Genomic DNA, 19,458 nt, shown 5'->3' on the forward strand with positions numbered 1-19,458 from the left:
AGGTGTAACGGGCCAACACTTTAATCCCCCTCACCCAGCGCCTTGAGCGCTGAATCCAATGATTAATTGTATATATATAACTTAAGTTTTAAGCCACCTCACACCCGCCGGCAGAAAACTGACAGCCTTTGATTTATAAGGCTTTTATCGCAACACAATACCGTCACCCCTACCCTTGGTATTAGTCACTACGCGAGGCCTGAGAGCGAATATATAAGTTGTTAATACCAAGTTGAGAATGGTGGGAAACAGCCCCTGAGCCTTTTATGTAGACAACGGACGAAGGCATCCCCAGCGACAGAACTGGAGAGCTATCGAAAACAACGAACGTTGTACAGGTGCAAGGAATTTCTCTCATGAACACTCAAGTTTGGTTGAAAGCAAGCACAGCAGTAGCCCTTATCCTCTCTCTCAGCCTGGCAGGCTGCAGCAGCGGCGGTGGCGGCCACAAAAGCAGTTCCAGCAGCTCCACCCCTGACAGCACCACCGGTACCGGCGGCGGCACTGGCGGTGGCACCGGTGGAGGCACAGGCGGCGGTACAGGCGGTGGCACTACCACCCCACTGGTCACCAGCAGCCTGGTGTCCACCGTTGGTAGCACCGTCAGCGGCGTAGGCAATGGCGTCAGCGACCTGGGCGACTCCCTGGCCGCGGTTCCAGTGGTCGGCGGCGTGGTCCAGAGCGCTGTCAATACCACCGGCAATGTGGTCGACACCGTGGGTTCGAGCTTGACCAACGGCCTCGGCAAACTGGGTACCGACCCTAAAGCCGTGAGCAAAACCACAGCCGTGGTGGGCAATGTAGTGAGCGATGTCGGCAACGGTGTTTCCGACCTCAGCGGCAAACTCGCCACCACGACCCAAAGCGTTCCCGTGGTAGGTGGCATCGTCACCAAAGTCGCTCCGGTCCTGGACGGCGTGGGGGACAAGGTGACCATGCTCGGCAACACCCTGAATACCGTTACCAGCAGCGGCCCGGTCGGCAACTTGACCGATGGTGTGGGCAACAATGTCCTGGTGCCCGTGGTCACCCTGGCTGAAGGCCTGACCGGCAAAGTCGGCAGCGCAACCGGTCTCGGCGCTCCGGTCAAAGGGGTACTCAACGGGGTCGCCCAGGCTGTGGACGGTGTCGGCGATAAGGTCACCGATGCCGGCGATGGCAACCCGCTCACCGATACCCTCGGTGGCGCCCTGAGCAACGTCGGCACCGCGGTCGGCAAAGTCGGCGGCTATGTCAGCCCCAACGGCACTGGCACAGGTACTGGAGGCACCGGCAACAACAACGGCCTGCTGGAAACCGTGGGCGGCGCAGTGGCCAATCTGAGCAATGGCCTGAACGCCGGCAGTAACAATGGCGTGGTCAGCGCTGGCGGCGTGGCCGGTGCCTCGATCGGCGGCCTGATCGCTTCGGTCGGTGGCGCCCTCGGCGGCAGCGGCAGCCCGAACCTGGTGGTCAGTGCTCCTCTGGCCAGTGTCGGCGGCAACTTCGGCTCGGCGCTCAACCCGGTCACCAGCAGCGTCACCGGCCTGACTCAACAAGTCGGTGCAGCCACCGGCCTCGGCGGCCCGGTCAGCGGCCTGCTGGGCCAAGTGGGCGGCGCAGTCAGCGGCGTCGGCACCACCCTCAGCGCCGGCAACGGCAATCCAGTGGCCGGTGCCCTGGGCCAAACCGTCACCAGCCTGGGCGGTGCCGTGGCCTCGGTCGGTGGCCTGGTCAACGGCGGCACAGGCGGTGCCGGTCTGGGTGGTCTGGGTGGCTTGACCGGTAGCCTGGGTGGCAGCGCCAGTGTCGGTGCGGGAGCCGGGGTCGGCGTCAGCGGTGGCCTGGGTGGCGTATTGGGTGGCTTGACCGGCGCACTGGGCGGCGGCAAAAAATAAATTGCACCTGGCCGATTCGACGGCCTTACCTACAGCGCCTACGCTTGGTTGGGACGAGAGATTCAGATGAGTCTCTCGTCTTTTTCTTTTTGGAGCAGGACAGTTTTGCGTTTCCCATCTCGACCAAGATCCTGACGGACGACTCGACTGAAGATTTTTCGCGATGCTGCGGTTTGACCATGGAGTGTCCTATGCGCGCTTTGGCTTCCTTGCTGTTACTGGGCTTTTGCTCTTACGTTCACGCTGACTCCCTCCCGCGTTTTCTCAATGGCAACGACACCATCCGCAATCTGCCCCAGCCCAACCTGCCGGCCGATGCCTATCGCCCGGCCACCCCGCAATTGCAGTTGCCGGAGCCGAGTGCCGCTCAGGGGCAGCCCCTGATGACGGGGACCAAGGTCACCATCCGCAAGCTGCAGATCGAAGGCGGCACCGTCTACCCCCTCGAAGAGCTGGCGGCGATCTACCAACCGCTGATCGGGCACGAAAGCAACCTTGGCGCGCTGATCGAGGCCACGCGCAATATCACTCGCCGCTACCAGCAGGACGGTTACCTGCTGTCCTACGCCTTCCTGCCCCAGCAGAATTTCGACCAGGGCCTGGTACGCGTGGTACTGGTGGAGGGCTATATCAAGGACTACCAGTTGCAGGGCGATATCGGCCCGGTCTCGGCCTACCTGGACAAACTGGTGGCCAAGCTCAAGGCCGAACGGCCACTGACGCGCAAGACCTTCGAGCGCTACACCACCCTGATGAGCCGGGTGCCAGGGGTGACCCTGCAAGCACAGGTTCCGCCTCCTGGCACCACCGATGGCGCGACTTACCTGATTGCCCAGGCCAGCCGCAAACCGTTCACCAGCACCCTGGGCACCACCGAGGACAACCGCAACGGCCTGCAGGCGTTGCTGGGAGTGAGCAGCAACTCGCAGACCTCCATGGGCGAGCAATTGGGCATCAGCGGGCTGTTTCCGCCAGGCAAGGACCACGAAAAGTACTACCGCGTGGACTACAACCAGTTCATCAACGCCGAAGGCACCCAACTGGTGCTCTACGGCACCCGCTACCGTGCCGACCCACGCGCCAGCCTGCAATTGGGCAACGGCCTGGAGCTGGACCCGCACCGCGAGAACGATCGTTTTTCCATCGGCCTCACCCACCCCTTCATTGCCTCGCCCAACGAAATGCTCAGCGCCGGCGCACGCTTGTATGCGATCAACGACAAGACCCGCTACAAGGTAAACGGCACATCGCTGACCCTGGATGAAAAAACCAACACCCGCGCCGTGGCCTTTGAAGGCGACTGGAGCAAATCCGACCCGCGCCAACTGCGCATCCTCAGCGCCGGGATGTACCAGGGCATCGATGGCATGGGGGCCAAGACCGACAACAAGCTGGACCTGGACTTCTTCCGGCTGCGCCTGGCCGGGGTGCAGAGTGACAAGTTTCTCGACAATTGGCAGGGGGTGATGTCGGCCGCGCTGTACTGGACCGACGACACCGTGCCAGACAGCGAACGCGCGACTTTCGGCGGGCAGAACTTCGGCCGTGGCTACCCGGACGACCAGGGCCTGGGCGACAAGGGTTGGGGCGTGGCCTATGAAGTGAACTACAGCTTCTATCGCGAAGGCGCCTGGGTCAGGGTGCTGCAACCCTACGTGGTGCTGGACCGGGCGAAGACCTGGTTCAACGAACTGCAGATCAAGGGCAGCGATATGTCTTCGGCCGCGGCAGGCCTGCGCTTCGGTGACGCCAAGTACTACAACATCGCCCTTGAGGTCGCCAAGCCGATGTCCGATGAAGCCCTGGACACTTACAACCGGCGCCCACGCTACACCTTGAGCTTCAGTTACCAGCTTTAGTTGAACACCCCCACAAAAACAACCCGCGCCAGACGGGTTGTCTTGTTGTTATTCATTCATATGTTGCAGACGGTTTTCCCAGAAACCTGAGTAGCCTGTTGCTACTTGAAAGTATCGACAGGCTTACAAACTTTTCCGCACGTCCTCAACTAGCCGACACCCAGCCATTGGATCACCTGCATCTAGTGAGGCCCCACCAAGTGCAACTTAGGCTGGGGAAACAAGTTGTCGAGGGTTTCCAGCAGGCGCACGTGATAGATGGGTTTGCGAAACAGATCCAGTACCTGGAGTCGTAACAGGTCGCTGACATCATCCATGTCGGCGTGCCCGGACGTGACAATCACCGGCAGGTGCTGGCGCGAGGTGTGCTCGCGCAGGCGCCTGATCAACGACAGGCCGCTTTCCTCCGGCATGCGCAGGTCGGTGATGACCAATGCGATATCCGGATGGCGCGTGAGGTGGGCCAGGGCGAGTTTTACCGAGGTTGCGGTGAAGCAGCAAAAGCCTTCGCCTTCCAGCAGCTCGGCCAGTTCAAGCACTGCATCCTCCTCGTCGTCCACGAGGAGAAGCTGCTGGCGTGGAGACGATGAAGCAGTCATGAGCAACACCTTGGCGCTGAATATTGGGAGACCTTGATCGCAGGCAACAATCGACCTCAAGGCACCGTTGGTCGTGTCACCGCCGTGCCTTGCAGAGCCACCAGCAGGTTGTTGAATATCGCTACAACGCGGTCGCCCACAGGGGTCACGAAGACCAATACCACCACAGCGACCATGGCGATCACGATTGCATACTCAATCGCAGAGGCGCCTTCGGTGCAGAGCAGCCAAAGGCGCATGCGCAGTACAAGATAGTCAAGAATCATGGACAGACCCCGTAGCGACCAACCAGCCGGCAACCCGATGCTCCCGGCTGATTACATCATCAAGATCAACGAGCGGCTGTCATGGGGTTGGACGAGTGACCGCGGTACCTCCCAGGGCGACCAGAACGTTGTTGAAAATGGCCAGGACCCGTGCGCCCATTGGGGTCACGAAAGCCACCACGACAACCGCCACCATCGCTACCACAATCGCATATTCGATCGCTGAGGCACCTTCGGTTCGGTCGAAGAAAAGACGTGCTCTGAGTATCAGATATTGAAGAATCATCTTACTTCTCCTTGCGCCAAGGGCGCCGATATAACACTACTGCGCTGCAACATTGACCTTCTTTGCAACCAGAGCATTGTCAACAATCGGCCGACCTACAACTGTAAGAACTGATTAATCACTAAGTATTAATTGGAAGGTTGACGCCAGAAAACCTTGATTCAATGGCGCTCATCATACTTTCGTTAGTTATTTTCAGAGGAGTAATGGCGTTTCGTCCTAGCTGGGCTACCTTCAAATAGCGAAATAGTTGCATGTTCATAGCTGCCTTATTTGCGATGTTGAGTCATTTGCAAGCGCAGGCTTAGTAGTGCAGCAGGAAAGGGAGAACCTAATATGAACAGTCGCGTCACCATGATTCTGGCTGGGCTGCTGCTGTTGGGTGCGGTGTTCGTCGGTTACTGGGGCTTGGTTGTCAGCCGCCAGCCCCCGCCGCCGGCTCCGGTCGCCCAGCCCGCCACCCCTGGTACCGTGGAAAAAACCGTCGCCACGGCCGAGGACCAGACCCGCCAACCGGTGGTGGTCCTGGCCCATGATGTGCCGCCGTTTGTCGCCCTCAGCGCTGCCGACCTGACCCTGGAGCGGCTGCGCACAGTGCCGCCCGGCAGCCTTACCAGCATCGACCAGGCCGTCGGGCGCACGCCCTGGCGCCAGTTGGCCGGCGGCACCTGGCTCAGCGACGAAAGCTTCACCACCGGCGGTGCCCTGGCCCGCATGATCCACCCCGATGAACGGGCCCTGGCAGTCGCGGTAGACGAGGTGATAGGCGCCGCCGGCCAACTGAGCCCGGGGGATTACGTCGATGTGCTGCTGTTCCTGCGCCAGGACGCCACCAACCTCCAGCAATCGGCCCAGATTGCCGTCCCGGCGATGCGGGTACTGGCCGTAGGCGACCAGCTGGGCCTGACCAACGACGGCAAACCGGCATCCCCGGCGCTGAGCGTCGATGAACGAATCAAGCAGGACCAACGGCGGCTGGCCGCACGCACGGTGGTGCTGGCAGTGCCGGAACAACTGCTGAGTCGGATGATGCTCGCGACCCAGGTCGGCACCCTGCGCCTGGCCGTGCGCAGCAGCGAGGAGCAGCGCCTGGCGCGCTACTGGGCCGGGGATCAGGACTCCCTGGCCAATATCGATGCCGCCAACAGCAACCTGTTCCAGTTCACCCAACTGGCCCTTGGCAGCGGCCCCGCGAGCCCGGCGACGCATGGCGGCGGAACCCGCCGTGCGGTCGAGGTGATTCGCGGTAACCAGGTCACCCAACAAACTCCCTGATTGAGCAAGGATGCACACATGCGCAGTCGTTCCATGCTGATGTCCCAAGCCGCACTCCTGACCCTGATGCTGGCCAGCCAGCCTATGGGTCAAGTGCTGGCCGCCAGTACCGCAGGCTGCGGCGGCTTGGCACCGTTACCCGCCGTACTGCAAATCGGCGAAGGCCTGCAGCAGGAGCTGCAGTCACCGGTAGCCATCACCCGGCTGGCGGTGGGCGACCCGAAAATCGCCGACGTCCACCCCAACGGCGACAAGGCGTTCCTGCTGACCGGCATGGCGCCGGGCGCCACCACCCTGATGATCTGGACCGCCTGCGCCAGCACCCCGCGCCAGAGCATGGTGTTCGTCCAGGGCCGGGCGACGACCGACATGACCGGGCGCGTGGCCCTGGCCTCGCAAGACCCGCTGCTGCCGAGCCAGGTCCAGACCGATATCCGCTTTGTCGAGGTCAGCCGCACCAAGCTCAAGGAAGCCAGCACCTCGATCTTCGGCCGTGGTAGCAACTTCCTGTTCGGCGCCCCGGGAACCGCGCCCAATACCGGCGGCACCACTCCCACTTTCGGTGGCGCGCGGACCAACATTCCTCTGGACAACGGCAGCTTCAACCTCGGTTTCGGCAACGGCCGGGTACTGACCCTGATCAACGCCCTTGAGGGCAGCGGCTTTGCCTACACCCTGGCGCGCCCCAGCCTGGTGGCCCTCAGCGGACAGAGTGCAAGCTTCCTGGCCGGGGGCGAGATTCCAATTCCGGTACCCAGTGCCGGCAGCGACAGCGTCACCATCGAATACAAGGAGTTCGGCATCCGCCTGACCCTGACCCCGACCATCGTCGACAACCAGCGCATCAGCCTGAAAGTGGCCCCGGAAGTCAGCGAGCTCGACTACAGCAACGCCGTGACCATAGCCGGTACCCAGGTTCCGGCGCTGACCATACGCCGCACCGACACCAGTATTTCCCTGGCCGACGGCGAGAGCTTCGTCATCAGCGGCCTGATCAGCACCCGCAACAGCTCCCAGGTCAACAAATTCCCGGGCCTGGGCGATATCCCGGTACTGGGTGCGTTCTTTCGCGACACCAACATCAGCCGCGAAGAACGCGAGCTGCTGATGATCGTCACCCCGCACCTGGTGCAGCCGCTGGCGGCCGATGCCCGGCTGCCATCCCTGCCCGGCGAACGCCTGCGCAACTACGACCCGAACTTCTACCGCATGTTCTTCCTGGAAAACGGTAACTTCGATAAACGCAGTGGGTTATCGCAATGAGCCAAAGCCTGAGCCAGACCTTTCTTGCCATCACCCGCAACGCCACCGACCTGGAGTGGCTGCAAGGCGCCCTCGCGCCCCTGGGCCAGGTGGTGAGTGCCGGCGGCGGCAGCCTCGACGAGTTGCTGGCCCTGGTCGACGTCACGTTCGCCAACCTGGTGTTCATCGGCCTCGACCGCGAGCACGTCGTGGCCCAGTCGGCCTTGATCGAGGGCGCCCTGGAGGCGAAGCCGATGCTGGCCATCGTCGCGCTGGGCGACGGCATGGACAATCAACTGGTGCTCAATGCGATGCGCGCCGGTGCACGGGATTTCGTCGCCTATGGCTCGCGCTCCAGCGAAGTCGCCGGCTTGGTCAGGCGCCTGAGCAAACGCTTGCCCCCGGTGGCGCCGAGCACTCTGCTCGGCGGCCTGACCGTGCTCTACGGCACCAAGAGCGATACCGACGGCGCCCTGATCTCCAGCCATCTGGCGCTGGTGGTGCAAAAAAGCGGACAGCAGACCCTGCTGCTGGACCTGGGCCTGCCTCCGGGTGACAGCCTGGCGCTGCTGGGCCTGGAAAGTTCGTTCCACTTCGGCGATGCCCTGCGCCATCTGCGCCGCCTGGATTCGACCTTGATCGACAGCGCCTTTACCACCGCCGAGGCCGGCCTGCGGATTCTCGCCTATGCGGCCAATGACGAGCCCCTCGATCGCACCAGCGCCGCCGAGCTCTACATGCTGCTCAGCGCTCTGCGCCAGCACTTCCAGCACATTGTGGTGAACCTCACCGGGCAGCCCGACAGCGAGGCCCTGCGCACGTTTGTCAGCCATTGCGACAAATTGCTGTGGTCCACCGACCAGAGCGTTCTGGACTGCCGGCGCAATCTGGCGGTGCTCAATCTGTGGCGCGAAAAAGGCATGAAACTGGACCATGCACGGCTGCTGGTGGACCGCTACCTGCGCAATGTCGCCCCGGACTCCGACACCCTGGGCAAGACCTTCGGCCTGGAAGTGATCGCAGCCCTGGCCCATAGCCCGGAGGTGCGCCTGAACGCCAAGAACCAGGGAGTCACCCTGTTTGAAATGGCCCCCCGGGAAAACCTCACCCAGTCCCTGCGCGTTCTTGGCGAACGCCTGGCCAAGCGCTCCGAAGGCCTGGCCAAACCCAAGTCCAACTGGTTCAACCGCATGCGAGGAACCAAATGAACGGAGAAAAACTGTTCGGCGCACAATCGCGCGGCCCGGTCGGCAACACCGACCATGAAGGGCTGAAACTGGTCCTGCATCGCTACATCATCGACGCCATCGAAGAGTCCGGAAAAAACCTGCTGGAAGGCTCGCGGCAGAACCTTTCGCAGTTCGTCACCGACAAGGTGGCGGAGTACATCGCCCGCATGCACTTAGCCATCTCCCGCTATGAAATGGAGCGCCTGGCCGAAGAGATAGTCGATGAGCTGACCGGCTTCGGCCCGCTGGAAGTGTTGCTTCGGGACCCGGCCGTCACCGAGATCCTGGTCAACGGCCCGCACCGGGTGTTCGTCGAACGCGACGGCGTGCTGCACCAGAGCGACCTGCGGTTCATCGACGCGCACCATGTCGAACGGGTGATGCAACGGATCCTCGCGCCCCTCGGCCGACGCCTGGATGAGTCCTCGCCGATGGTGGATGCGCGCATGCCCGATGGCAGCCGGGTCAACGCCATCATCCCGCCGATCGCCCTCGACGGGCCCTGCCTGTCGATTCGGAAGTTTCGCAAGGACATGCTCAAGAGCGCCGATCTGGTGGCCATGCAGACCATCGACCAGGCGATCTTCGAATTTTTCCAGGAGGCTGTGAGCAAGCGCTGCAACATCCTCATCAGCGGCGGGACCGGGACCGGCAAGACCACCTTGCTCAACATCCTCAGCCAGTTGATCAACCCGCACCAACGCCTGGTCACCATCGAGGACGTGGCCGAACTGCAACTGGGCCACCCTCATGTGGTGCGCCTGGAAACCCGTCCGCCCAATGCTGAAGGCCATGGCGAAGTGAAAGCCAGTGACCTGATCCGCAACGCCCTGCGGATGCGCCCGGACCGGATCATCCTCGGCGAGATCCGCGGCGTCGAAGTGCTCGACGTACTGACCGCGATGAACACCGGGCACGACGGCTCCATGAGTACGGTGCACGCCAACACCGCCCAGGACGCCTTGCTGCGCCTGGAAACCCTGGTGGGCCTGACCGGTCGCCAGATCGCCGAACGTACCCTGCGCCAGATGATCTGCGCCGCGCTGGATGTGGTGATCCAGCTGACGCGCATGCCCGATGGCCGGCGCTGTGTCAGTGAAGTGGTGGAGGTGGTGGGTGTGCGCGATGACATTTACGTCACCAACACCCTGTTTCGACTCGATCGACGCAACGGCTTCGGTTTCCTGCGCGAGGCGATCAACCCGGCGGGCGACAAGCTGCGTCGCGAACATGACCTGAGCCTTAACTGAGGCGGAGCGAGCCCATGATCGGTCCCTTGCTGGCCCTGATTTGCCTGGTGCTCCTGGGCCTCTCGCTGTGGCTGTTCTACAACGGCATCCGCAAGACCAACACCGAAAAGGTGCTCAATCGCCTGGCCGAAGGACAGCCGGAACTGGTGCCGGAGAAAACTACCTGGACTGGCCTCGAACGGGCCTTCCTGCGGGCCGGCCTGGGACGCCCCACCGAACGCCTGGGGCTGTGGCTGGCCCTGTGGGCGCTCTCGGTGCTGCTGGCCCTGGCAGCGGCGGGCTGGGTCGGCGCACTGTGCCTGGTGCTGTTGCCGCCCCTGGCATTGCGCACCTACGTCGCCTGGCTGTACAAGCGCCGGATCAAACGCATGATCGAGCAGTTGCCGCAGTTGCTCGACCACACCGTGCGCAGCCTGAAATCCGGACGCACCCTGGCCGACGCGGTACTGGGCAGCATCGACGCCAGCAGCCCGCCGCTGAAAACCGCCATGGGCCGGGTCGAGCGCAACGTGCAACTGGGGGTCAACCTGCCGGAGGCGCTGCATGATTTTGCCGAGCTGTACGATCAGGACGAACTGCGCATGTTCGCCCTCGGGCTCAAGGTCAATCACCGTTATGGCGGCAACGCCAGCGAGCTGCTGGAAAACCTGATCAAGCTGATTCGCGAGCGCGACCAGGGCGCACGGCAACTGCGCGCACTGACCGGTGAAACCCGCATGACCGCCTGGGTCCTGGGCGCCTTGCCGTTGCTGCTGGTGGCGTACTTCATGGCCACCAACCCGGGCTACATGCTCGGCATGTGGAACGACCCGAGCGGCAGGACCATGCTGATCACCGCCATTCTCCTGCAAGCTTTCGGCTGCCTGGCGCTGTGGCGCATGTTGCGGAGTATCTGAGATGGCCCTCCTGGCAAGTGCCCTGCTGTTTCTCGGCGCCCTGTTGCTGGTCGCCAACAGCCTGCTGGAACAACGCCGGCGCGAACGCCAGGTGACCCAGCGCCTGCAAGGCCATATGGTCCGCGACAACCGCCTGAGCAGTTGGCTGCGGATACTGGGGGACAGCCGCTTCGGCCAGCGCTCGGTGAGCATCGACAGCGAGACCCTGACCCTGCTCAACCGCATGGGCTGGCGCCGCGCCAGCCAGCGCTCGTTGTTCGCCGCCTGCCAGGTCGGCGTGCCGCTGCTGGTGCTGGGCGTGGCGCTGTTTGTCCAGGAGCTGCTGTTTCCCGAGGCCGACAACAAATGGCTGGCACCGCTGCTGGCGGCGGGTGCCGGCTACCTGATTCCAAAGCGGGCCCTGGCCTACCTGGCCAAGCGCCGGCAGAAACTGATCGCGATCGAGGTCTCCACCTTTATCCCGCTGCTGCGCATCCTCTTCGAGTCGGGCATGGCGGTGGAGCAGGCGTTGCGCGTACTGGCCAGCGAAGGGCAAAAACTTCTGCCGCAATTGACCCACGAGTTGCGCCTGATCCTGACCCGGGTCGACTCCGGGCTTGAGCTAGGCCACGAATTGAACCAGACCGCCGTGCTGCTGGCGGTCGATGAATTCACCGACACCTGCGTGATCCTCCAGCAATTGATCCAGCAGGGCGGCGGCGCGATGAAATCGCTGCAGTCGCTCAAGCAGTTGCTCGACGATCGGCGCCTGACGCGCCTGCAGGAATACATCTCGAAAATGTCGGCCAAGATGTCGGTGGTGATGATGCTGTTTCTATTCCCGGCCTTGCTGATCGTATTGGCAGGGCCTGGATTCACCGCCATCGCCCGGGCTTTTGCTTCCTAGAGGGAACCTGATGAAAGTCATACTCGCCATGATTAGCCTGGTGCTGCTCAGCGGTTGTGCCACCAATGGACAAACGCCTTGGGCCGCCCTGACGTCCTCAACCAGTTGCGCCAAGCCCAGCCCCGATCAGGAGCTGTCGCTGAGCCTGGCCGACGACATGGCCAATGAAGGCAAGCTGCACGCCAGCCTGGCCAACCTGCAGAGCCTGCCGGAAAACCTCGGTGAAGTGCGCCTGCGCAAGGCCAAGGTCTACCGGCTGCTGGGCCGCAGCGAAGCCGAGCCGCTGTATCGCAGCCTGCTTGGCACTTGCCTGGCGGCCGACGCCGAGCACGGCCTCGGGCAGATTGCCGCCCGCCGGGGCGATAACGGTCAGGCCCAGGCCCATCTGCAACGCGCCGCGCTGCTGGCACCGACCAATGAAAAAATCCGCAACGACCTGGGCGTGGTCTACCTCAATCAACTGCGTATTGAAGACGCCCGTTTCGAGTTCCTCACCGCCATCGAACTCAAGCAGAACGACCCACTGGCAGCGGTCAACCTGGTGACCCTGCTGATCTATCAGGACAACTGGAAACAGGCGGCCGAGGTGGTCAGCCGCGCCGGCCTGAGCCCGGAGCAATTCAACCAGGCCCAGGAGCGCGCGCAGAAACTCAAGGCGCCGGTCGGCAGTTCGGCAGCCAAGGGCCAGGTCGCTGTAGTCGACGATCCGTTGTCACCGAGTATCAAGTAAGCCAAAGGAGTGCTCATGATGAAGCCGCAGACTCTTTGCTGCATCGCCCTGCTGATGCTGCCCGTAGCCGCCCAGGCCATAGAGCCGGGGCCGGCCTCGGCCCAGCAACAGGAAACCGAAGGCTGGTTGCTGCTGCAGAATCGCAACAAGGTCGCTTCACAGATCCCACAGACCGCCACACCCACCGAACGCGAGTTGGCACTGCAGCGCTGGCTGAAAAAATACAGCTACGAGATTCCAGACTTCTACGATCCGGATGCAGGCGGCAAGGTTTCTACCAAATAAGCGGCGGGCAGGTAACGGTCAATTAGCCACTGCCCGGCTTGGGCAGTGGTCCGGCCTAGTGGGCGGTCACCCCGCGCTGGCGCAACCCCGAATTGCTCGGAGACAGCGCCAGGGCCAATTGGGTGCGGTTATGCATATGGGTCAGGCGCAGCACTTGGGACACATACAGCTTCACGGTGTTTTCAGTGATGCCCAGCTCACAGGCAATCTGATAGTTGGTCTGGCCCTTGCCCACCAGTCGCGCCACATCCAGTTGACGCGGTGACAGTTGGTGGAAAATGGCCGGCATCTCGATGGCCTCGGCATCGCTGAGCGCCTGTGTGTCCTCGCCGCGCACGGTTTGCGGGGCGCGGCGCACCTTGTCGAGGTCCTGGTAGAGGTCGTCGATGGATTCGGAAAGAAATTGCAGCTTCTGGTTCAAGTGCCCCAGGTGCAGGTTTTTTTGCCGTTCCTGCAGGGCCACTTCCTGGCGTTGCAGGCCTTCGAGCAATTCGTCCAGATTGATTGGCTTCTGGTAGTAGTCGGCGATCCCGGCGCGCAGGGCCTTGATCACGTCCTGCTTCTCGGCGCGGCCAGTCAGCATGATGGCCTCGAACACCCGTTGTTTGCCGGCAATGCGTTGCAGCTCCTGCACCAGCTGAATGCCATCCAGGCCCGGCATATGTAAATCGCAGAGCACCAGGGAGATCTCAGCGTCTTCGCTGAAACGCTCGATGGCCTCGCGGCTTGATTCACAGGGGACACATCGGTAACCACTGCTCTCGAGAAACTCGCAGAGCTCTTCGACGATCAACGGTTGGTCGTCGACGACCAGCACCTTCATCTGCAATCTAGGCTTGTTCACATGTAACTCCATGCCTGGTCAGCCAGAGCCTGACCGCTCCTGTTCCGCCCGCAATAAGGGCCGATACACAAATTAAACCTAGACGTACTTTCCGACTATGTACATAGCGCTAGAGGGCACGGCGACTAGTGGATCCAGAGGACAGTCAAGACCATTCCCACCAGGACGAAAGGCGCGAAGGCGTATTTTTTTGACTGTTTTGGATCAAGATATTGCAGGCGCAACCTAAGTTTCTGACTTATATGGGGCCAGACTTTTGGCGCGAGCAACACCCAGAGCAGGCTGCTGACCCCGGCACCGATAAAGGTGCCTAAAAGATACAGATGATCGGTCGCCAGCCCCAACGCCGCCAGCAGCTTCACATCCCCCGCGCCCATGCGCGACATGGCGTAACCGGGCAAGGTGAACGCAAGGGCCAGCAGCAACGCCCAGCCGCCCTGCGCCGCATTGGCCCCCAGCCAGGTGCTGCCGGTCCATAACAGGTAAACCAGGGCCAACGCCGCCGCCCCCAGGGTCAGGCTGTTGGCGATATGGCGCTGATGGATGTCCTGCGCCGCGCAGAGCGCCAGCCAGATAAACAGTACGAAATACGGCATCCGGTAAAAAACGTCCCTTTTGGCGGAATGGTCCTATGCTCAATATCAGGCAGCCAGTGTCAGGGTAGACGCAGTCATGAAATCGAGCCTCCCCCGCAAGCAAAAAGGCGCCGTGGCGATAGAGTTCGCCGCGGTGTTCGTGATCTTTTTTGCCGTGTTTTATGGTCTGGTCAGCTATAGCCTGCCGCTGCTGATGATGCAGTCATTCAATGAGGCCACTGCCGAAGCCGTGCGGCGCGCGGTGGCGGTCGACCCCAATACCGCCAACTACGGCACCACGGTGCAGAACCTCGCCAACTCGGTGATCGCCACCCAACTGGCGTGGATTCCATCGGCCTTCAACTTCGCCGCCACCGATTACAGCTCGGTGTACAGCGGCGGCGTGCTGACCGTGAGCGTGAACTACCCCACCAGCAAACTGAACCAGGTGGTGCCGTTTCTGGTACTGCCCGGGATAGGCACCGTTCCCAGCCTGCCAACCACCCTGACCGCCTCGTCGAGCCTGCAATTTTGAGTTCAGGAGACACCCTGTTCGACCGCATCCTGGGTCGCCAGGCGGCCCCTGCCCCTCTCGTTGTCCCTCAGGCTATCGGCTTGCAGTTGCAACTCGATGCCCAGGGCCGGGTGCTGCATATGGCCGGCCCGTTGCGCCATGCCCTGGGGCAACAGGCGCCCAGCGAGCAGCCGCTACTGAGCGAATTTCTATTGCCCCACAGCCGCACCAGTGTCGAAGGCCGCCCGGCCGACTGGACCGGGCAGACCCTGGACCTGGACTTCGAGCGCCTGGGGGGCCAGGCCCTGCATTTGCGTGGCTGGGTCCAACCCTTGGCCGAGGGCTGGATCCTGCAATTGCTGGATATCGGCGACTTGCTTGAAGAGCGCGAGCAGGCGCGAATCCGCGAACACTGCCAGCAGTTGGCGGCGCACATCGGCGAACAGTTGCGCCTGTGCAGCATGGCGCGCCTGCCCGAGGTGCTGAACGAGCAACTGCAGAGCCTGGCCCAGCGCTGGCGCGTTCCCTGTATCGCCCTGGCCCTGCTCGACGAGCAGGACCAGCGTTGGCAGATCCACGGCTATTACGCCGCCCATGATGCCCCCGAGCTCTGGCACGTCGGCCAGGTACTGGGCACCAGCCTGGACAGTTTGAGCGGCAATGCCCCGCTGCACCTGAACCCGATCCATGGCCTCAGCGAGCACCCACGGCTGATCAGCGCCTTCGGCCATCACGAGGGTTTCCTGGTGCCCTACCGTGACGACCACGGCCTGGCCGCCTGGCTGCTGTGCGCGCCGTATCCGGTGCAGCATCTGGCACCGCAGTTGAGTGATCGCGACTGGCTGATGCTGGCTGCAGCCCTGGCCGGCCCCTTGCTCGGGCGCCTGCGGGAACAACGCCACCATCAGCACCTGGAGCGGCTCGAAGCCTTGCAGGATCTGCTCGGCACCGGCTGGTGGGAGCTGTACCCACATAGCGCCGAAGTGCAGTTGGCGCCGCAACTGACGGCCAGCCTGCAACTGGACACCGACACCACGCGCCTGCCTTTGGAAGACTGGCTGCAACAGGTGCACCCGGCCGATCGCCAGGAGCTGGGCAGCCGCTTGCGCGACCTCGAACAGGGCAAGCCGCTGCTGGTGTGCGTGCGCCTGCTGCGCCCGGATCCGAGCCTGCCGGCGATCTGGTACCGGGTCCAGGGCCAGGCCCTGGGGGTGGGTGAAAACCAGCGACTGGTGGGGTTCATGCTCGACATCAGCGATATCAAGAACCAGGAGCAGCAGGCCGCGGCTGCCTGCGCCCGCTTGAACAACCTGATCGCCAGTTCGCCAGCGGTGATTTATGTACAGCGCTATGTCGAAGGCGCCCTGCAACCCAGTTTTTTCAGCGACAGCCTGCAGCCGCTGCTGGGCTGGACTCTGGCTGACTGCCAGAACGACTCGCTGCCGGAGCGCCTGCACCCGGATGATCGCGAGCTGTATTTCCAGCGCACCCGACAACTGCTGCGTGAAGGCGCGGTGCGCAGCCGCTATCGCCTGCGCGACAGCCAGGGCCACTACCACTGGCTGCTGGACGAAGCCAAATTGCTGCGCGACGACCTGGGCCTGCCGACCGAAGCGGTCGGGCTGTGGCTGGACGTCACCGAGGCGACCCAGAGCGCCGAGTTGGTCAGGCAGAGCGAGGAGCGCTACCGAATCCTGGTGGAAGATTCGCCAGCGATGATCTGCCGCTACCAGCCCGACCTGACCCTGACCTTCGGCAACCGGCCCCTGGCGGCGTACCTGGAGTGCGCGCCCGCAGAACTGCCCGGCAGCAACCTCGGACAGTGGCTGTCGGACGAGCAACGAGAGGCCTTTGTGCAGCGTATCGGCCGGCTCAGCCCCGACGTACCGGTGAGCACCGCGGAAATCAGCCTGCAATTGCCGGGTCGCGAACATGCCTGGTGGGTCTGGTCGGACCGCGGCGTGTTCGATGCCCAGGGCCGGCTGCTGGAGGTCCAGGCCGTGGGCCGCGACAACACCGAAGTGCGCCGCTCCCAACTGCAACTGATGCAGAGCGCGAAGATGGCCACCCTCGGTGAAATGGCCACCGGCCTCGCCCACGAGATCAACCAGCCGCTGAACGTGATGAGCATGGCCATCGTCAATGTCCTCAAGCGCCTGGGTAACGGTGATGTACAGGTCGACTACCTGCAGGACAAGCTCAAGCGCATCGACGCCCAGGTCCAACGGGCCGCGCGGGTGGTGGACCATATGCGGGTGTTCGGCCGGCGCTCGGAGATCGAACAGCAGCCCTTCAACCCGGCACAGGCGGTGGACGGCACGCTGTCGTTGCTGGCCGAAGCGATGCGCGGCAAAGGTGTGGAACTGCGCATCAGCGACTTCGGTTTCGAGGTGCAGGTCCAGGGCTATGCCGATCAGCTGGAGCAGGTACTGATCAACCTGATGGTCAACGCCCGGGATGCGTTGCTGGGCAAGCGCGAGAAACAGCCGGACTTCCAGCCCTGGATCGCCCTGCACGCCGAGCGTGATACGCACAAGGTACGGCTGTGGGTCGAGGACAATGGCGGCGGTATCGACCCACGCCTGCTGGAGCGGATCTTCGAACCGTTTTTCACCACCAAGCCGGTGGGCGTGGGCACGGGGCTCGGGCTATCGGTGAGCTATGGCATCGTGGAAAACATGGGCGGCTACCTCAGCGTCGAGAACGGTACTGAAGGCGCGCGATTCTGCATCGAACTGCCAATAATCCAGGCCGATCAGATCACCAGGTAAGCCTTGCCGGTCTGGCCACAGGTCAGGTTGGCGCCGACGTCGACCCCCAGCAGGCTGATCCCCAGGGACGACAACAAGTTGTTGAGCAAGGGGTCGAGCACGGGGCTGATTACAGCGCTGATCAATGGCATCAGCAGGTTGGTGACACCACTGACCAGCCCACCCACACCCGCGACTATCGAGCCCAGGGGGTTGGCACCCACCGGCTGGTAGGTCACCAGGTTGATTCCGGCCAGGGTACTGGCCAGGCTGCCGACGATATTGGTACTTGGCGCCGCAGTCTGGTAAGTCGGCGGCAGCTTGACGTTGGGCGGTGTCGCGAACGGCGTGCCGCTGGAGTACACCAGATCCTGGCTGGTCTTCACCACCGGGCTGTCGACCATAAGGCCGATCCCGCCGGCGGCAAACGCCGTGCGTGCGGGGCCACAACTGCCGAGGCCAAGGATTTTGTGGCAGGTCCAGATCCCCAGGTCGATCACCGGCAACGGCGTTACCGTGGGCTCGGCCGATGAGGAGAAGGCATTGGTCGGGTCAATCTTGCCGACCTTCAGATCAGCCAGCGAGGTGATGGTGTGCGCAGTCAGGCTCTTGGTTCCGACCGCGCCCGTCGGGCAGCTGTAGTCAGTGACGTAGGTCACGCCGCCACCGGCATCCAGGGCGATGCTCAGTTGCGGCGATGGCAATAGCCTGGGGTCGATCTGATCGCAGCCCGCGCCCAGCAGGCAGCCCAGGGAATCGATGGTCGCCGCCAGGTTCAGGCTCAACAGGCTATTGAGGGTCGGGGTCAGGTTGCCCACCAGTCCCAACAGGGCATTTGCAATCCCGGTGACCCCGGCCAGCCCTGTGAGGTTGGCCGTGATCAGAGTGCGTACCTGGGCAGTACGCACATAGATCCGGTTGGCCCCCAGGGGGTTGGCCTTGGCCAGTTTCGGATCGCCGAGGGCGGACAATTGCGGCGGCTCGATCACCTTGACCTGCACCGTGATGTTGGCCAACCCCAGCACGTTGACCGGCAGGGTCGCCGCCACCGCGCTTTTGCTGTTGGACAACTGCACCACCGCCTGTACCAGTTGGAACAGTTGCAGACTGGCATCCAGCGCGGTCGTGGGCAGGCCGGTCTGCAGATTGAGCAGATCACCGAGCTTGACCGGCGTGGCATTGGCCGCCGCCAGTTGCAGGTTGCCCAGGGCGGTCATCACATCGGCCGTCGCGCCATTGGCCTGAACCACAGTGGCCGCCGCCTGGATCAATTGGGTGATGCTCACCGTGGTGTTGAGCAACTGGGTGTAGTTGCCGGCGGCCACGTTGAGGTTGATCGCCAGTTGGTTGAGGTAACTGAGCAGGTTGATGTTGGTGTTGAGCAAGCCGGTCCAGCCCGCAGCCGTGACACTCACACTGCCGCCCAACAGCCCGCCGACAATTGGATTGAGCAGATTCGACTTGGTGCTATCGATCGTCGCCAGCGTGCTGCGAATGGTCAACTGCGCCACGGACGGGGTGGGTACGGCTGCCACAGCGGTGGCGGTGAGCCGGGTATTGAAGCTGGCCGGGCCACCGGAAAACAGCGCGCCGATGCCGGCGGCGACACTGGTGGAAACCGCGTCGCTGGCAATCACTCGGACCGCCGAAGACTGAGTGGCATCCACCGTGTAGGTACGCAGGTTGTTGGCACCGGTCACCAGAGAGCCACAGGTGGTCACCAGGGTGGTATCGGCGTCGACGACAAAGCCGTTGCGTACCGCGCTTTGCCCGGCGTAGGCGGCAGCCGTCAGCCCAGACAGACAGGTGCCGCCACGGCTCACGGCTTCCAGCGCGGCGTTGTCGGCGACCCGTTGCAGCTTGCGCTGCTCCATGTACAGCCGACCGCTGTCGATCACCAGCAACATGAACAGCAGCGCCAGACCCAAGGTCACCGCCGCTATCAGGCCGATGGCGCCACGTTGGTGGCCCGGCCCGGAAAACTGCACACACCGATACACGGAGCACTCCTTTACCGGCGCGATGCCGGGTGCCATCTCCCTGGATGTTCAGCAGTGTAGTCAAGCCCGCGACAGCGCGCAGGCAAGGGGCCGAC

Annotated in this window: 18 protein-coding genes; 12 read left to right on the plus strand and 6 right to left on the minus strand. The window is 62.9% G+C overall.

The genetic code is table 11. The annotated features are described in order from the left end of the window. Positions 1–356 precede the first annotated feature (356 nt). Together AC19YX_RS09715 and AC19YX_RS09720 are read left to right on the plus strand one after the other, a co-directional pair. Positions 357–1,877, plus strand: a complete 1,521-nt coding sequence (locus AC19YX_RS09715; protein WP_201129278.1) for a collagen-like triple helix repeat-containing protein — start codon at positions 357–359, stop codon at positions 1,875–1,877. Positions 1,878–2,068: 191 nt separating this feature from the next. After that, positions 2,069–3,736, plus strand: coding sequence for a ShlB/FhaC/HecB family hemolysin secretion/activation protein (locus AC19YX_RS09720; RefSeq protein WP_078469654.1), 1,668 nt, complete (start codon positions 2,069–2,071; stop codon positions 3,734–3,736). Between the two features lie 182 nt (positions 3,737–3,918). Here AC19YX_RS09720 and AC19YX_RS09725 read toward each other — a convergent pair whose 3' ends face one another. From AC19YX_RS09725 to AC19YX_RS09735, 3 genes are all read right to left on the minus strand, one after another. Next, positions 3,919–4,335, minus strand: a complete 417-nt coding sequence (locus tag AC19YX_RS09725; RefSeq protein ID WP_043230252.1) for a response regulator — start codon at positions 4,333–4,335, stop codon at positions 3,919–3,921. 56 nt (positions 4,336–4,391) lie between these two features. Next, positions 4,392–4,601 (minus strand): Flp family type IVb pilin, encoded by a 210-nt coding sequence (locus AC19YX_RS09730; protein ID WP_078469698.1) that lies wholly within the window; start codon positions 4,599–4,601, stop codon positions 4,392–4,394. A gap of 79 nt (positions 4,602–4,680) precedes the next feature. Beyond that, positions 4,681–4,887, minus strand: coding sequence for a Flp family type IVb pilin (locus AC19YX_RS09735; RefSeq protein ID WP_078469653.1), 207 nt, complete (start codon positions 4,885–4,887; stop codon positions 4,681–4,683). Between the two features lie 336 nt (positions 4,888–5,223). Here AC19YX_RS09735 and cpaB point away from each other — a divergent pair, with 336 nt between their 5' ends. The 8 genes from cpaB to AC19YX_RS09775 are packed head-to-tail and all read left to right on the plus strand — an operon-like array spanning position 5,224 to position 12,680. Then, positions 5,224–6,162 carry a Flp pilus assembly protein CpaB gene (gene cpaB, locus AC19YX_RS09740; RefSeq protein WP_078469652.1) on the plus strand — a complete coding sequence of 313 codons (939 nt, stop codon included), beginning with the start codon at positions 5,224–5,226 and terminating at the stop codon, positions 6,160–6,162. A gap of 18 nt (positions 6,163–6,180) precedes the next feature. After that, positions 6,181–7,425, plus strand: a complete 1,245-nt coding sequence (locus AC19YX_RS09745) for a type II and III secretion system protein family protein (protein ID WP_500606156.1) — start codon at positions 6,181–6,183, stop codon at positions 7,423–7,425. Further along, positions 7,422–8,612: a CpaE/TadZ family protein gene (locus tag AC19YX_RS09750; protein ID WP_500606157.1), complete on the plus strand. Its 1,191-nt coding sequence runs from the start codon at positions 7,422–7,424 to the stop codon at positions 8,610–8,612. The genes AC19YX_RS09745 and AC19YX_RS09750 overlap by 4 nt, the downstream gene beginning before the upstream one ends. Continuing rightward, positions 8,609–9,883: a TadA family conjugal transfer-associated ATPase gene (locus AC19YX_RS09755; RefSeq protein WP_201129274.1), complete on the plus strand. Its 1,275-nt coding sequence runs from the start codon at positions 8,609–8,611 to the stop codon at positions 9,881–9,883. The genes AC19YX_RS09750 and AC19YX_RS09755 overlap by 4 nt, the downstream gene beginning before the upstream one ends. A gap of 14 nt (positions 9,884–9,897) precedes the next feature. Continuing rightward, complete coding sequence (locus AC19YX_RS09760; protein ID WP_078469648.1) at positions 9,898–10,779, plus strand: type II secretion system F family protein; 882 nt, start codon at positions 9,898–9,900, stop codon at positions 10,777–10,779. 1 nt (position 10,780) lies between these two features. Further along, on the plus strand, positions 10,781–11,665 hold the full coding sequence (locus AC19YX_RS09765) for a type II secretion system F family protein (RefSeq protein WP_500606158.1): 885 nt from the start codon (positions 10,781–10,783) through the stop codon (positions 11,663–11,665). Between the two features lie 10 nt (positions 11,666–11,675). Beyond that, positions 11,676–12,395: a tetratricopeptide repeat protein gene (locus tag AC19YX_RS09770; RefSeq protein ID WP_500606159.1), complete on the plus strand. Its 720-nt coding sequence runs from the start codon at positions 11,676–11,678 to the stop codon at positions 12,393–12,395. A gap of 18 nt (positions 12,396–12,413) precedes the next feature. Then, a complete protein-coding gene (locus AC19YX_RS09775) occupies positions 12,414–12,680 on the plus strand; it encodes a DUF3613 domain-containing protein (RefSeq protein WP_020299174.1) in 267 nt (88 codons plus the stop codon). Positions 12,681–12,735: 55 nt separating this feature from the next. Here the strand turns inward: AC19YX_RS09775 and AC19YX_RS09780 are convergent, their stop codons facing one another. Then, positions 12,736–13,536 carry a response regulator gene (locus AC19YX_RS09780; protein ID WP_500606160.1) on the minus strand — a complete coding sequence of 267 codons (801 nt, stop codon included), beginning with the start codon at positions 13,534–13,536 and terminating at the stop codon, positions 12,736–12,738. Positions 13,537–13,649: 113 nt separating this feature from the next. Then, positions 13,650–14,120, minus strand: a complete 471-nt coding sequence (locus AC19YX_RS09785; RefSeq protein WP_020299172.1) for a prepilin peptidase — start codon at positions 14,118–14,120, stop codon at positions 13,650–13,652. 76 nt (positions 14,121–14,196) lie between these two features. Here AC19YX_RS09785 and AC19YX_RS09790 point away from each other — a divergent pair, with 76 nt between their 5' ends. Both AC19YX_RS09790 and AC19YX_RS09795 read left to right on the plus strand, forming a co-directional pair. After that, positions 14,197–14,634 carry a TadE/TadG family type IV pilus assembly protein gene (locus AC19YX_RS09790; RefSeq protein ID WP_078469644.1) on the plus strand — a complete coding sequence of 146 codons (438 nt, stop codon included), beginning with the start codon at positions 14,197–14,199 and terminating at the stop codon, positions 14,632–14,634. Next, positions 14,631–17,384, plus strand: coding sequence for a PAS domain-containing sensor histidine kinase (locus AC19YX_RS09795; protein ID WP_421548824.1), 2,754 nt, complete (start codon positions 14,631–14,633; stop codon positions 17,382–17,384). Before AC19YX_RS09790 ends, AC19YX_RS09795 begins: the two co-directional genes overlap by 4 nt. On the opposite strand, the gene AC19YX_RS09800 is transcribed toward AC19YX_RS09795, so the two are convergent. Beyond that, positions 17,369–19,363 (minus strand): pilus assembly protein TadG-related protein, encoded by a 1,995-nt coding sequence (locus AC19YX_RS09800; RefSeq protein ID WP_421548825.1) that lies wholly within the window; start codon positions 19,361–19,363, stop codon positions 17,369–17,371. The genes AC19YX_RS09795 and AC19YX_RS09800 overlap by 16 nt on opposite strands. Positions 19,364–19,458: the final 95 nt, after the last annotated feature.

This window comes from Pseudomonas sp. MF09150 (assembly GCF_059862355.1).

Excerpts from the sequence above, each read along its gene's own strand:
- AC19YX_RS09715 (WP_201129278.1), top strand. The coding sequence starts at position 357 with ATGAACACTCAAGTTTGGTTGAAAGCAAGCACAGCAGTAGCCCTTATC.
- AC19YX_RS09750 (WP_500606157.1), top strand. The coding sequence starts at position 7,422 with ATGAGCCAAAGCCTGAGCCAGACCTTTCTTGCCATCACCCGCAACGCC.
- AC19YX_RS09730 (WP_078469698.1), bottom strand. The coding sequence starts at position 4,601 with ATGATTCTTGACTATCTTGTACTGCGCATGCGCCTTTGGCTGCTCTGC.
- AC19YX_RS09725 (WP_043230252.1), bottom strand. The coding sequence starts at position 4,335 with ATGACTGCTTCATCGTCTCCACGCCAGCAGCTTCTCCTCGTGGACGAC.
- AC19YX_RS09745 (WP_500606156.1), top strand. The coding sequence starts at position 6,181 with ATGCGCAGTCGTTCCATGCTGATGTCCCAAGCCGCACTCCTGACCCTG.
- AC19YX_RS09785 (WP_020299172.1), bottom strand. The coding sequence starts at position 14,120 with ATGCCGTATTTCGTACTGTTTATCTGGCTGGCGCTCTGCGCGGCGCAG.
- AC19YX_RS09775 (WP_020299174.1), top strand. The coding sequence starts at position 12,414 with ATGAAGCCGCAGACTCTTTGCTGCATCGCCCTGCTGATGCTGCCCGTA.
- AC19YX_RS09760 (WP_078469648.1), top strand. The coding sequence starts at position 9,898 with ATGATCGGTCCCTTGCTGGCCCTGATTTGCCTGGTGCTCCTGGGCCTC.
- AC19YX_RS09770 (WP_500606159.1), top strand. The coding sequence starts at position 11,676 with ATGAAAGTCATACTCGCCATGATTAGCCTGGTGCTGCTCAGCGGTTGT.
- AC19YX_RS09790 (WP_078469644.1), top strand. The coding sequence starts at position 14,197 with ATGAAATCGAGCCTCCCCCGCAAGCAAAAAGGCGCCGTGGCGATAGAG.
- AC19YX_RS09755 (WP_201129274.1), top strand. The coding sequence starts at position 8,609 with ATGAACGGAGAAAAACTGTTCGGCGCACAATCGCGCGGCCCGGTCGGC.
- AC19YX_RS09780 (WP_500606160.1), bottom strand. The coding sequence starts at position 13,536 with ATGGAGTTACATGTGAACAAGCCTAGATTGCAGATGAAGGTGCTGGTC.
- AC19YX_RS09765 (WP_500606158.1), top strand. The coding sequence starts at position 10,781 with ATGGCCCTCCTGGCAAGTGCCCTGCTGTTTCTCGGCGCCCTGTTGCTG.
- AC19YX_RS09735 (WP_078469653.1), bottom strand. The coding sequence starts at position 4,887 with ATGATTCTTCAATATCTGATACTCAGAGCACGTCTTTTCTTCGACCGA.
- cpaB (WP_078469652.1), top strand. The coding sequence starts at position 5,224 with ATGAACAGTCGCGTCACCATGATTCTGGCTGGGCTGCTGCTGTTGGGT.
- AC19YX_RS09720 (WP_078469654.1), top strand. The coding sequence starts at position 2,069 with ATGCGCGCTTTGGCTTCCTTGCTGTTACTGGGCTTTTGCTCTTACGTT.